A 14,594-nucleotide genomic window follows, 5' to 3' on the forward strand; every position below is an offset into this window, starting at 1 on the left:
AATTGAATGACGGAGGGATACGCTCGCATGGCTTCGCTTCAATCTATGGAACAGCTCATAGCTGAGATTAACAAATATAATTATCATTACTACACGCTAGATACGCCTCTGGTAAGTGATAAAGAATATGACAGTATGTACGATCAGTTGGTTCAGCTGGAACAAGAAACAGGTATTATACTCCCCGAGTCTCCAACACAGCGGGTAGGTGGAGAAATTCTCAAAGGGTTCGAGCCACATCGCCATCTGGCATCACTCTGGAGTCTAGATAAGGCGCAGAATATGGAGCAACTACGCAATTGGCATACACGGGCGATCAAGCTTGTAAAAGACTACAATAGCAAGAATCCTGACAATCTTTTGCCAGAACTGTGTTATGCCGTTGAATTGAAGTTCGATGGGTTAACGCTCAACCTGACATACAGTAATGGTCAATTAGTGCAGGCTGCGACACGTGGAAACGGGGTTACGGGGGAAGGTATTCTTGCTCAAGTCAAAACGATTAAGTCTGTGCCACTTACGATTCCTTATACGGAGGGTACGATTGAAGTCCAAGGCGAAGGGATCATGAATCTGTCTGTTCTGAGTCAATATAACGAGCGGGCAGCAGAACCTCTGAAGAATGCGCGGAATGCGGCGGCAGGGGCTCTACGTAACTTGAATCCGAAGACAACTGCGGAACGACGGTTAAGTGCTTTTTTCTACAATGTGGGGTATAGCGATGCTGTCGTATTTAAGGATCATCGTGAGATGATGGGCTTCTTGAATGATAATCGATTTAAGGTGAATCCATTTATTGCGTACTATGACAATTTCGATGACGTAACGGAAGAGCTGGCGAAGATCGTGGAGCGTCGTCCTTCACTGGACTATCTGATCGATGGAGCTGTTATCAAAATTGTGGATATGCGTACGAGGGAAGCCTTGGGTTATACTGATAAATTTCCGCGCTGGGCGGTTGCCTATAAGTTCGAGGCAGAAGAGACAACAACGGTGCTTGAGTCTGTCTCCTGGGAAGTGGGTCGTACCGGTAAAATAACTCCAGTCGCACGTGTTGAAGCAGTAGAGCTAGCAGGTGTAACGGTTCAGAACTGTACGTTGAACAATATCGGTGATATTGAACGCAAGAACTTGAAGCATGCTTTAGGTGCGCGGGTGTTCATTCGTAGATCCAACGAAGTTATTCCTGAAATTCTTGGCAAAGTAACAGAAGATCATGACGGCGAGGAGATCATATTCCCAACGAATTGCCCATCCTGTGGATTCCCGTTAGAGCAAAAAGGTGCACACCTCTTCTGTAACAATCGCCTTGCGTGCAAACCACAACTGATTGGACGGATTACTCATTTTGCCTCGCGGGATGCCATGGATATTGATACGTTTAGCGTCATGACGGCAGAGTTATTATATAGTGAGCTTGGAGTTCGTGAGCCTGCGGATCTGTACACTTTGGCTTTTGACGACTTGGTGAAGTTGGATCGCTTCGGAGAGAAGAAGGCTAATAATCTACTAGCTGCTCTGGAAAAGAGCAAAGAACGCGACCTTGCCTCATTTTTATTTGCATTAGGTATTTCGAATACCGGCAAAGCTACTACACGCATGCTGGCCGATCATTATCGTGATCTCAACCTAGTGATGGCGGCTACTGTTGATGAGCTAGTGGTTCTACCGGATGTTGGGGGAATTGTTGCGGAGAGTATCGTGAACTTTTTCGCAGATCCGCTTATGCGCGATGGGATTGATCGAATGCTAGCCTTAGGTATACAAGCGAAAGCACCAGAGACACCACGAGTGGTAAGCACAGATTCCTTCTTTAGTGGTAAGACAGTTGTGCTGACAGGTACGTTACACCAGTTAACACGTGATGAAGCGGCGGCTCGTTTAGAAGCACTTGGTGCGAAAGTTACAGGTAGTGTCTCAGCGAAGACGGATCTTGTTGTAGCGGGTGAGAAGGCAGGCAGTAAACTAGCTAAGGCACAGAAACTCGGGATTCAAGTGATTGAGGATGAAGATGAGTTTATTAGACTCTTAGAAAATTGATCTTATATACAAAAGCAGTAACCTCTGACTGAGAAGAGGCTACTGCTTTTTTTTAAATAAAAATAAATGCTTAACCAAAACGATACTCTCGTATTTTAATAATCCATTTTGTTTGTTTTGGTTACCCATGCGTCCTTGTCATACCCTCGATCCTCCCAATAACCTGTATGTTCTCCTTGAATAAGTTCAATTCGATTCAGCCATTTAACCGATTTATATGCAAACATCCGAGGTACAATCAAGCGGGCAGGTCCCCCAAGGTCAGCAGGAATAACTTCACCATCATGCAATACTGCGACAAGAACATCATCCATCTGGGCTTGTTTTAGTGTAAGAGAATCTGTATATATACCATCACCGGAGTAAAGTTTAACCGTGGTAGCTTCTGATTTAACACCAGCCTCTTGCAAGAAAGTCTTGAGGGGGATACCCTCCCAAGTATTGTTGTATACTGACCAGCCAGTAACACAATGGAAATCACTAACTTGGACGGTGCGGCCAAACATAACAAATTGTTCCCAATTCCAAATGTTAGGTCGATCGACTAAGCCATCAATCGTAAATGACCAATTGCTATTATCAAAAGAAGGTATAGGCGTAACGGAGTAGACTCTGAAATCCCCTCGGGCTCCACCACCAATGGGTGGCAATGAAGATTCGGCAGGCGTTGGTGCAGGGACTAGATTGTTGGAGTCAGTGCTTATGAGGGCGGCCTTATTTATTCCTGCAGTTAGACCATTGCCTATCCACTTGATGAAAGAAGGGCCAACCGTTACAGCGATTCCAATCCCAATCGCGGATCGAATGAACTCGCGGCGTGTATATAGTGGTTGGAAAGAGCCAGGAGTTTGATGTTGATGTTTTTTTTCTTTAGTAATGGATAGTCGTTCAGGATGTTTGAGCCATGCAGTACGTGTAAGGGAATGATAGATGATATAGGGTAATCCAATCCATGTTAGTAGATCATGAATAAGTAGAGCGGAATTCGCCCATAGCGGACTGAATAGTCTGATCTGCCATAATATAATACCTGAACCAATCCAGCCTACTAATAAGATCAGAACAAACACAACGTTGAATTTTTGCCAAGGCTTTCCTCTGAGTTGTTTCCAATGTTTCTTGATAAGAAGAAAATAGTAGCCAATGGGAATCAGGAGCACTAGACCCACTCCCACATGAAGCCATTTGAGCCATACTCGACCTTCACCCAACACTTCTCTCCAGAAGCTACCGAGTAATATTAAACCACTAAGTGCTAATACAACGACAATCCAAGCGTTCCAATAATGGATAAAAGTTAGCTTACGACCATAGCTCTTAGTTATTCTAGATAACCAGTTCTTCAATGGATCTCCACCTTCCTTATGGAGTATATTATAGCTGTTGAATGATCTGTATTATATTACTCTTAATATAAGATAAGTTATGTTGATTAGATAGATTAATGTCTTAGTTCTATATGGAATAAAATACTTTTATTAAAAAGCTTGAATTATGTCGAATCCTGTGTTAAATTATTAAATGTCGCTTCAAGCAAGTGACTTATCAAGTCTCTCACAAGTAATAAAAAAAAGAGTTGACATTGATAGATAAGATATGATATATTATTGTTCTGCCCCAAACGACACATTGTTTGAAAGCAGACCAAATAAGTTCTTTGAAAACTGAACAAATGGATGATATGATTTTTTTTACAAAAAGAACATTTATGTTCTTGTCAGTTTGTTTCAAAATGAGCGAATCGCTCTTTTCATAGTTCGTTCCAAATCGCTGCAAAGCTAATTTGAAACGAACTCCTGATGAAATTAAGATCACTGCAAAGTCGATCTGAAATTCATCCTATATGGAGAGTTTGATCCTGGCTCAGGACGAACGCTGGCGGCGTGCCTAATACATGCAAGTCGAGCGGAGTGATTTGAAAGCTTGCTTTCAAATCACTTAGCGGCGGACGGGTGAGTAACACGTAGGTAACCTGCCTGTAAGACTGGGATAACTACCGGAAACGGTAGCTAATACCGGATAACTTGTTTCCTCTCCTGGGGAGACACTAAAAGGCGGAGCAATCTGCCACTTACAGATGGGCCTGCGGCGCATTAGCTAGTTGGTGAGGTAACGGCTCACCAAGGCGACGATGCGTAGCCGACCTGAGAGGGTGAACGGCCACACTGGGACTGAGACACGGCCCAGACTCCTACGGGAGGCAGCAGTAGGGAATCTTCCGCAATGGACGAAAGTCTGACGGAGCAACGCCGCGTGAGTGATGAAGGTTTTCGGATCGTAAAGCTCTGTTGCCAGGGAAGAACGCTTGGGAGAGTAACTGCTCTCAAGGTGACGGTACCTGAGAAGAAAGCCCCGGCTAACTACGTGCCAGCAGCCGCGGTAATACGTAGGGGGCAAGCGTTGTCCGGAATTATTGGGCGTAAAGCGCGCGCAGGCGGTCATTTAAGTTTGGTGTTTAATTCCAGGGCTCAACCCTGGGTCGCACTGAAAACTGGGTGACTTGAGTACAGAAGAGGAGAGTGGAATTCCACGTGTAGCGGTGAAATGCGTAGATATGTGGAGGAACACCAGTGGCGAAGGCGACTCTCTGGGCTGTAACTGACGCTGAGGCGCGAAAGCGTGGGGAGCAAACAGGATTAGATACCCTGGTAGTCCACGCCGTAAACGATGAGTGCTAGGTGTTAGGGGTTTCGATACCCTTGGTGCCGAAGTTAACACATTAAGCACTCCGCCTGGGGAGTACGGTCGCAAGACTGAAACTCAAAGGAATTGACGGGGACCCGCACAAGCAGTGGAGTATGTGGTTTAATTCGAAGCAACGCGAAGAACCTTACCAGGTCTTGACATCCCTCTGAATCCACTAGAGATAGTGGCGGCCTTCGGGACAGAGGAGACAGGTGGTGCATGGTTGTCGTCAGCTCGTGTCGTGAGATGTTGGGTTAAGTCCCGCAACGAGCGCAACCCTTATGCTTAGTTGCCAGCACATAATGGTGGGCACTCTAAGCAGACTGCCGGTGACAAACCGGAGGAAGGTGGGGATGACGTCAAATCATCATGCCCCTTATGACCTGGGCTACACACGTACTACAATGGCCAGTACAACGGGCTGCGAAACCGCGAGGTGGAGCCAATCCCAACAAAGCTGGTCTCAGTTCGGATTGTAGGCTGCAACCCGCCTACATGAAGTCGGAATTGCTAGTAATCGCGGATCAGCATGCCGCGGTGAATACGTTCCCGGGTCTTGTACACACCGCCCGTCACACCACGAGAGTTTACAACACCCGAAGTCGGTGGGGTAACCCGCAAGGGAGCCAGCCGCCGAAGGTGGGGTAGATGATTGGGGTGAAGTCGTAACAAGGTAGCCGTATCGGAAGGTGCGGCTGGATCACCTCCTTTCTATGGAGAATCGTTTCCTGCAATGGAAACATTCAAATAACGGCCGACATATGTCGCCGTAAACATCATATCATCTCATTTGTTCAGTTTTGATGGAACTTATGGGGCCATAGCTCAGCTGGGAGAGCGCCTGCCTTGCAAGCAGGAGGTCAGCGGTTCGATCCCGCTTGGCTCCATCAATAACTTCATCAATTTGATCCTTGAAAACTAGATAACGAACGAATTTGCAAGTTGAAACATTCTTGATGATTTTTAAATTGGATTTCATCAATTTCAAATTCATCACTTTTATATTTACGTTTTGTTACTTGTTAACAAAACAAAGTGTAAAAGTAGCTACAATATTTTCTCTTTGAGAAAAATTGAGGTTAAGCTACTAAGAGCACACGGAGGATGCCTAGGCGCTAGGAGTCGATGAAGGACGTGGCGAACAACGAAACTGCCTCGGGGAGCTGTAAGCAAGCTTTGATCCGGGGGTGTCCGAATGGGGAAACCCGGCTGTGGTAATACGCAGTCACTCCCACCTGAATACATAGGGTGGGTAGAGACAGACCAGGGGAACTGAAACATCTAAGTACCCTGAGGAAGAGAAAACAATAGTGATTCCGTCAGTAGCGGCGAGCGAACGCGGATTAGCCCAAACCAAGGAGCTTGCTCCTTGGGGTTGTGGGACGTCTCGCATGGAGTTACAAAGGAATATATTAAGCGAAGAGGTCTGGAAAGGCCCGGCATAGAAGGTAAAAGCCCTGTAGCTGAAAATGTGTTCCCTCCGAGACGTATCCCGAGTAGTGCGGGGCACGTGAAACCCCGTATGAATCCAGCAGGACCATCTGCTAAGGCTAAATACTCCCTAGCGACCGATAGTGAAACAGTACCGTGAGGGAAAGGTGAAAAGCACCCCGGAAGGGGAGTGAAATAGAACCTGAAACCGTGTGCTTACAAAAAGTCAGAGCCCTATTAATGGGTGATGGCGTGCCTTTTGTAGAATGAACCGGCGAGTTACGTTCCCGTGCAAGGTTAAGCTGAGAAGGCGGAGCCGCAGCGAAAGCGAGTCTGAATAGGGCGACATATAGTACGTGGACGTAGACCCGAAACCGAGTGATCTACCCCTGTCCAGGGTGAAGGTGCGGTAACACGCACTGGAGGCCCGAACCCACGCATGTTGAAAAATGCGGGGATGAGGTGGGGGTAGCGGAGAAATTCCAATCGAACTCGGAGATAGCTGGTTCTCCCCGAAATAGCTTTAGGGCTAGCCTCGGATGAAGAGTCGTGGAGGTAGAGCACTGATTGGGTGCGGGGCCCGCAAGGGTTACCAAGCTCAGTCAAACTCCGAATGCCATGTACTTATATCCGGGAGTCAGACAGTGAGTGCTAAGATCCATTGTCGAAAGGGAAACAGCCCAGACCATCAGCTAAGGTCCCCAAGTGTGTGTTGAGTGGAAAAGGATGTGGAGTTGCACAGACAACCAGGATGTTGGCTTAGAAGCAGCCACCATTGAAAGAGTGCGTAATAGCTCACTGGTCGAGTGACTCTGCGCCGAAAATGTAACGGGGCTAAACACACCACCGAAGCTATGGCTAGATGCTAATCGCATCTGGGGTAGGGGAGCGTTGTATAGAGGTTGAAGGTGTACCGTGAGGAGCGCTGGACACTATACAAGTGAGAATGCCGGTATAAGTAACGAAAAGATCAGTGAGAATCTGATCCGCCGAAAGCCCAAGGTTTCCTGAGGAAGGCTCGTCCTCTCAGGGTAAGTCGGGACCTAACGCGAGGCCGAAAGGCGTAGTGGATGGACAACAGGTTGAAATTCCTGTACCACCGTAATCCGTTATGAGTAATGGGGTGACGCAGCAGGGTAGTGACGCGGACTGATGGAATAGTCCGTCTAAGCAGTGAGGCTTGTGTGTAGGCAAATCCGCACACTAATAGGCTGGGCTGTGATGGGGAGCGAAAATTATAGTAGCGAAGGTCATGATCTCACACTGCCAAGAAAAGCCTCTAACCAGGAGAAGGTGCCCGTACCGCAAACCGACACAGGTAGGCGAGAAGAGAATTCTAAGGCGCGCGGAAGAACTCTCGTTAAGGAACTCGGCAAAATGACCCCGTAACTTCGGGAGAAGGGGTGCCCCGGTAGTGTGAATAGCACGAGGGGGCCGCAGTGAAAAGGCCCAAGCGACTGTTTAGCAAAAACACAGGTCTGTGCGAAGCCGTAAGGCGAAGTATACGGGCTGACGCCTGCCCGGTGCTGGAAGGTTAAGGGGAGTGGTTAGGGGAAACCCGAAGCTATGAACCGAAGCCCCAGTAAACGGCGGCCGTAACTATAACGGTCCTAAGGTAGCGAAATTCCTTGTCAGGTAAATTCTGACCCGCACGAATGGCGTAACGATTTGGGCGCTGTCTCAACGAGAGATCCGGTGAAATTTTAATACCTGTGAAGATGCAGGTTACCCGCGACAAGACGGAAAGACCCCATGGAGCTTTACTGCAGCTTGATATTGAATTTGGGTACGATTTGTACAGGATAGGTGGGAGCCTGAGAAATAGGAGCGCAAGCTTCTATGGAGGCGCCGTTGGGATACCACCCTGATCGTATCTAGGTTCTAACCTAGGACCGTAAACCGGTTCGGGGACAGTGTCAGGTGGGCAGTTTGACTGGGGCGGTCGCCTCCTAAAGAGTAACGGAGGCGCCCCAAGGTTCCCTCAGAATGGTTGGAAATCATTCGAAGAGTGCAAAGGCAGAAGGGAGCTTGACTGCGAGACCTACAAGTCGAGCAGGGACGAAAGTCGGGCTTAGTGATCCGGTGGTACCGCATGGAAGGGCCATCGCTCAACGGATAAAAGCTACCCTGGGGATAACAGGCTTATCTCCCCCAAGAGTCCACATCGACGGGGAGGTTTGGCACCTCGATGTCGGCTCATCGCATCCTGGGGCTGAAGTAGGTCCCAAGGGTTGGGCTGTTCGCCCATTAAAGCGGTACGCGAGCTGGGTTCAGAACGTCGTGAGACAGTTCGGTCCCTATCTGTCGTGGGCGCAGGAAATTTGAGAGGAGCTGTCCTTAGTACGAGAGGACCGGGATGGACGCACCTCTGGTGTACCAGTTGTTCCGCCAGGAGCATAGCTGGGTAGCTACGTGCGGACGGGATAAGCGCTGAAAGCATCTAAGCGTGAAGCCCCCCTCAAGATGAGATTTCCCAATTAGTAAGACCCCTTGAAGACTACGAGGTAGATAGGTTGGAGGTGGAAGTGCAGTAATGCACGGAGCTGACCAATACTAATCGGTCGAGGGCTTATCCTAAAAGTTTTCCGTAGGAAAACTAACTTCGGAAGCATTACGCTTTACATCGAAGGAAGAACTACGGAGACAAGTGTTTCAATGCAGATTCGTTCGTATCTAGTTTTCAGGTGATCAAACATCTGATAGCTGCATGTCCTTTCTAAGGGCTGATATTTTCTCGCAGCGATTTCGAGAAGCGTAAGCTTCGAAAAATCACGTTTGGTGGCGATAGCGGAGGGGTTCCACACGTACCCATCCCGAACACGACCGTTAAGCCCTCCAGCGCCGATGGTACTTGGACCGCAGGGTCCTGGGAGAGTAGGACGTCGCCAAGCATAAGAACCACTATTGATTTCGATCAATGGTGGTTTTTCTTTGTGTTTTTTGGTAACTATAGGATTTCTGAATGAGCTAAGACAACTACTTTACTTTTAATTAATTTATTCATTTTGAGTTGCTTCATCAGATTTATTAAGTAATCGATTCAGTTTAAGTAGTCTGCTCCTCCGAAAACCCGAGATTTTCAGAGAAAGATTCCTTCACTCACAAATTAGTTGTAAAAAGTGCAGCTAATATTGAGGTAATGATGGCAAATGGATTTTTTCTGGTTATTAGATGTATTTAGCGCAATTAAAAATAGAAATCATCGATTATCGTCAGAATTAGGTGTACTTTATGTAGCTAATTTCAACTCTCATTAAAATTACATAAATCGCAAAGGTGGCATTTGGTGATATTAAGCAACACTTTTGAATTTTGGTGAAACAGCTAGTATAATTTAAGAAACAGGATAACCGTATCAGAAGTATCACAGCTATTACATATCCATAACCTCTCAAGAATATTTTTGTTCGGACAAGTCTACACTAAAAATATGTAAGAGCTATTGGCAAAATAAAAGAATATGATATAATATTAATAAAGTCAAAGAAAGTCAAAGTCAACCAATGACAACTGGAGGATGAGTGATGCGTAATATCTCTGATGTTATTGAACAATATCTGAAGAATATTCTGCATGAAAGTCCCGAAGGAACAGTGGAAATTCAACGCAATGATCTGGCTGAGAAATTCGTCTGTGTACCATCACAGATTAATTATGTCATCAGTACTCGCTTTACGTTAGAGAAGGGTTATCTTGTGGAGAGCAAGCGAGGTGGTGGTGGATATATTCGGATACAACGAATTGATCTTCCACAACACGCAGAACTTCATACCCATCTTCGACAGACGATTGGTGAGGTTATCGACCAGACTACAGCGGAAGGGCTGATCTATCAACTGGAAGGATCCTGTTTCTTAAGCAAACGCGAAGCTAATCTAATGCGTTCAGCGATCTCCAGGGAATGCCTCATGATCAAGCTACCTTACAGGGATGAGATTCGTGCCAGAATAATGAAAGCGATGCTGATCTCTTTATTAGGTAAATGACCTACGAAGAAAGGGAGGTACATCGAAATGCTTTGTCAAGAATGTGGTAATAAACCCGCAACACTTCATTTTACAAAGATCGTAAGTGGTGAGAAGACGGAATTTCATATTTGTGAATCATGTGCTCGTGAGAAGGGTGAGATGATTCCAGGAGTATCTGGAGGGTTCTCGATCCATAGTTTATTATCTGGACTTATTGATTTCGATACGGCTAACAAGATCAAATCTGGGGTTGGGAAAGATATTCAGCCACTTCGATGCGAAGATTGTGGAATGACGTACTCTCAATTCAGTAAGGCTGGACGCTTCGGATGTAGTTCATGTTATAAATACTTCAATACCCGACTAGATCCTTTGTTCAAAAGAGTTCATGGCAGTACTTCACATGTGGGTAAAGTTCCTATTAGGGGCGGCGCTCAAATACAAGTTAAGAGAAGATTGCAAGATATGAAGAATGAGTTGCAACTGAGAATTGCTCAAGAAGAATTTGAAGAAGCAGCAACACTTCGTGATCAGATTAGAGAGCTTGAGAAGGGTTCGATTGAACAGTAAAGTTCTTTCAAGAAGGAGGAATGCGTGATGCCAAATCTCCGGTTTACCGAAAAAGCGCTTAGTGACTGGATGCTCGGTAACGCAAATGATTCCGACATTGCGATAAGTAGCCGAGTTCGTGTGGCGCGTAATCTACAGCATATTCCATTCCCGTTGCTTGCGACCAGCGAGCAGTCTATGGAAGTGTTGGATCGCCTATCCGATATGGAGAAATATGATTCATTAAAGTCATTAGGAACGTTTTATATGCTTCCATTAGATGACATAGCACCACTTGATAGGAAAGTTCTGGTCGAGAAACATCTCATTAGTCCAAGTCTGGCGAATGAATCAGAACATGGTGCGGTTATTCTTAGTGAGGATGAATCCATTAGCATTATGATTAACGAAGAGGATCATTTACGTATACAATGTCTCTACCCAGGATTTCAAGTAAGAGAGGCTTGGGAGAAAGCAACTGTTATTGATGATATATTCGAAGCGCATATTGATTATGCTTTTGATGATACACGTGGTTATCTGACTAGTTGTCCTACTAATGTGGGAACAGGTCTCAGAGCATCGGTGATGATGCATTTGCCGGCTCTGGTGATGACACAGCAGATTAATCGGATTTTGTCAGCAGTATCCCAAGTTGGATTAACGGTACGTGGGATCTATGGTGAAGGTAGCGAAGCGGTGGGTAATATTTTTCAAATATCGAATCAGATTACACTAGGGCAGACGGAGAGCGAGATTATCGATAATTTGCATAGTGTCGTATTACAAATCATTGAACATGAGAAGAATGCTCGGGAACGGTTACTTAAAGAATCTAAGCTGAGAATGACGGATCGTGTACGACGTTCATATGGTATTCTATCTTATGCGGAAATGTTAGATTCGAAGGAAGCTGCTCAACGTTTATCAGACGTTCGTCTTGGCATGGATTTGGGTATTATTGAGGGAACCTCAACATCTGTTATGAATGAATTAAATGTGATGACCCAACCAGGATTTCTGCAAAAGACATTTGGGGAAGCCATGAATACAGAGGAACGTGACGTTTATCGAGCTAAGTTAATTCGAGAAAAGTTAAGTCCACAGCAACATTAACATTTATAACGAGATCAAAAATAGGAACTTAAATTTCATGGAGGTGTAGGAGATTATGATGTTCGGGAGATTTACGGAACGTGCGCAGAAAGTACTTGCTTTAGCTCAAGAGGAAGCAGTTCGTTTAGGACACAATAATATTGGTACAGAGCATATTTTACTTGGTCTAATTCGTGAAGGAGATGGGATTGCTGCGAAGGCACTCATTGGATTAGGTCTAGGACTTGAGAAGATACAAGACGAAGTGGAGACTTTAATTGGTCGTGGACAAGAGCAACCAACGAATATCGCTTACACACCACGTGCGAAGAAAGTCATTGAACTTTCAATGGATGAAGCCCGTAAACTGGGTCATACTTACGTAGGTACAGAGCATATTCTGCTTGGTCTAATTCGTGAGGGTGAAGGTGTAGCTGCACGAGTATTGAATAATTTAGGGATCAGCTTGAATAAAGCGCGCCAACAAGTCCTTCAACTACTTGGAAGTAGTGAAACTGTATCTAGCCATAGTGGTACACCAGCTAATGTGAATACACCAACATTGGACAGCTTAGCTCGCGATCTAACGGCGTATGCCAAAGAAGGTAATCTGGATCCTGTCATTGGCCGTAGTAAGGAGATTGAAAGAGTTATCCAAGTTCTTAGTCGTCGGACCAAGAATAATCCAGTCTTGATTGGTGAACCTGGAGTTGGTAAAACAGCGATAGCCGAAGGACTTGCACAGAAAATAATTAACAATGAAATTCCTGAGACGCTTCGTGACAAACGTGTCATGACACTCGATATGGGATCAGTGGTTGCCGGTACGAAATACCGTGGTGAATTCGAAGATCGTCTGAAGAAGATTATGGATGAAATTCGCCAAGCTGGTAATATCATATTATTCATTGATGAATTGCATACATTGATTGGTGCTGGTGGAGCTGAAGGCGCGATTGATGCTTCTAATATACTTAAACCTTCACTTGCTCGTGGTGAATTGCAATGTATAGGTGCTACAACGTTGGATGAATATCGTAAGTATATTGAGAAAGATGCAGCATTAGAGCGTCGTTTCCAACCTATTACGGTGGATCAGCCGTCACCAGAAGAAGCAGTTCAGATTCTATTCGGACTACGTGATCGTTATGAAGCACATCACCGTGTGAAGATTACGGATGAAGCCGTTATTGAAGCTGTTAAATTATCGGATCGTTATATTCCAGATCGTTTCTTGCCGGATAAGGCGATTGACCTAATAGATGAAGCTGGTTCAAAAGTAAGATTGAATTCATACACGATCCCACCTAACTTAAAAGATTTAGAAAGTCGTCTTGAAGATATTCGTAAGGAGAAGGATGCTTCTGTGCAAAGTCAGGAATTTGAAAAGGCAGCGGCACTCCGTGATACAGAACAGAAGATTCGTGAAGAGTTAGATGTTACGAAGAATCAGTGGAAAGAGAAACAAGGAAGTACCGACGCAGAAGTTACACCTGATGATATCGCGCAAATCGTGGCGAGTTGGACGGGGATTCCTGTTAGCAAACTAAAGGAAGAAGAAACACAACGGCTTCTGAATATGGAATCTATTCTACATGAACGTCTTGTGGGCCAAGAAGAAGCAGTCAAAGCCGTAAGTAAAGCCGTTCGTCGTGCTCGCGCGGGTCTTAAAGATCCGAAGCGCCCAATGGGTTCGTTCGTGTTCCTAGGACCAACTGGTGTAGGTAAGACAGAACTAGCACGTGCACTAGCTGAGGCGTTATTCGGTGATGATAATGCTGTGGTTCGGATCGATATGTCTGAGTACATGGAGAAACATGCTACTTCCCGCTTGGTTGGAGCACCTCCAGGATATGTAGGGTATGAAGAAGGTGGGCAATTAACAGAGAAAGTACGTCGTAAACCTTATTCTGTCGTGCTTTTAGATGAGATTGAGAAGGCACACCCTGAAGTGTTTAATATCCTGTTACAAGTACTTGAAGATGGTCGATTGACTGATTCTAAAGGCCGTGTAGTGGATTTCCGTAATACACTGATTATTATGACTTCAAATGTAGGTGCTGAAGCGATTAGACGTAATTCAACGTTGGGCTTTACAGCAGTACAAGATGGTGGAGCAGATTACTCCAACATGAAAGATAAAGTGATGGGTGAGTTGAAGAAAACCTTCCGTCCTGAATTCTTGAACCGGATCGATGAGATAATTGTGTTCCACTCCTTGGAAGAGAAGCATATTGCAGAGATTGTGACATTAATGTCCGAAGAACTTCGTAAGCGTCTGAAGGAACATGAAGTTGATTTCATTTTAACGGATGAAGCTAAAGCTTTCCTAGCCAAGGAAGGTTATGATCCTGCCTTTGGTGCTCGTCCACTTCGTCGGGCAATCCAGAAGCATATCGAAGATCGATTATCTGAAGAGTTGCTTATAGGTAATATCAGTAAAGGTGATTCACTTATTATTGATAAAGGTGAAGATGGATTGATTGTAACGAAGAAGGATTCATCAGATCTGTCACAAGAGACCGTGTAAATAAAATATACAACCGAAGAAGTGCCTGCCGATCCGTGGTGGGTACTTTTTCGTATAAAACAGGGTCAAATTATCATCTAAAGGGACTTTTTACTTATAATTATACGAAGAGATGTAAACTTTTTATCGAATATTTACGATAAATCTTAATAGATGGTAAACTGTAAGAATAGACATATTATTTAAAAATATAAGAAAGTATAAGTTTCACTTGAATCAATTTCATAATCGCCGATGGCTCTAAATCGATTTACGTAATTATGAAATTGATTCTTGATACTCTATTTCTTATGTTT

The 14,594-nt window shown here is 45.0% G+C and carries 6 protein-coding genes, 1 tRNA gene and 3 rRNA genes; 9 read left to right on the plus strand and 1 reads right to left on the minus strand.

Annotated elements, in window-relative coordinates; translation table 11 throughout:
- Positions 1-27: 27 nt before the first annotated feature.
- The gene (gene ligA / locus LPB68_RS14615) at positions 28-2,040 is read left to right on the plus strand and encodes an NAD-dependent DNA ligase LigA (RefSeq protein ID WP_068657429.1); all 2,013 of its coding nucleotides are present in this window, start codon (positions 28-30) and stop codon (positions 2,038-2,040) included.
- Positions 2,041-2,135: 95 nt separating this feature from the next.
- On the opposite strand, the gene LPB68_RS14620 is transcribed toward ligA, so the two are convergent.
- The gene (locus LPB68_RS14620) at positions 2,136-3,386 is read right to left on the minus strand and encodes a molybdopterin-dependent oxidoreductase (protein WP_068657428.1); all 1,251 of its coding nucleotides are present in this window, start codon (positions 3,384-3,386) and stop codon (positions 2,136-2,138) included.
- Positions 3,387-3,880: 494 nt separating this feature from the next.
- Here LPB68_RS14620 and LPB68_RS14625 point away from each other — a divergent pair.
- The 8 genes from LPB68_RS14625 to clpC all read left to right on the plus strand — a co-directional run bounded on the left by LPB68_RS14625 (position 3,881) and on the right by clpC (position 14,298).
- Positions 3,881-5,436: ribosomal RNA gene (locus LPB68_RS14625) — 16S ribosomal RNA — on the plus strand.
- 103 nt (positions 5,437-5,539) lie between these two features.
- Positions 5,540-5,612, plus strand: a tRNA-Ala gene (locus LPB68_RS14630).
- A gap of 190 nt (positions 5,613-5,802) precedes the next feature.
- Positions 5,803-8,733: ribosomal RNA gene (locus tag LPB68_RS14635) — 23S ribosomal RNA — on the plus strand.
- A gap of 197 nt (positions 8,734-8,930) precedes the next feature.
- A 5S ribosomal RNA gene (rrf, locus tag LPB68_RS14640) occupies positions 8,931-9,047 on the plus strand.
- The 16S, 23S and 5S rRNA genes sit together here with 1 tRNA gene alongside, the layout of an rRNA operon.
- Positions 9,048-9,680: 633 nt before the next feature.
- The gene (locus LPB68_RS14645) at positions 9,681-10,142 is read left to right on the plus strand and encodes a CtsR family transcriptional regulator (protein ID WP_068657301.1); all 462 of its coding nucleotides are present in this window, start codon (positions 9,681-9,683) and stop codon (positions 10,140-10,142) included.
- A gap of 27 nt (positions 10,143-10,169) precedes the next feature.
- Positions 10,170-10,694, plus strand: a complete 525-nt coding sequence (locus LPB68_RS14650) for a protein-arginine kinase activator protein McsA (protein WP_068657303.1) — start codon at positions 10,170-10,172, stop codon at positions 10,692-10,694.
- Positions 10,695-10,721: 27 nt separating this feature from the next.
- Positions 10,722-11,789, plus strand: coding sequence for a protein-arginine kinase McsB (locus LPB68_RS14655; protein WP_068657305.1), 1,068 nt, complete (start codon positions 10,722-10,724; stop codon positions 11,787-11,789).
- A 55-nt stretch (positions 11,790-11,844) separates the two neighbouring features.
- Positions 11,845-14,298, plus strand: a complete 2,454-nt coding sequence (gene clpC, locus LPB68_RS14660; RefSeq protein WP_068657307.1) for an ATP-dependent protease ATP-binding subunit ClpC — start codon at positions 11,845-11,847, stop codon at positions 14,296-14,298.
- Positions 14,299-14,594: the final 296 nt, after the last annotated feature.

This window comes from Paenibacillus crassostreae, from assembly GCF_001857945.1.
GTDB lineage: Bacteria > Bacillota > Bacilli > Paenibacillales > Paenibacillaceae > Paenibacillus_AQ > Paenibacillus_AQ crassostreae.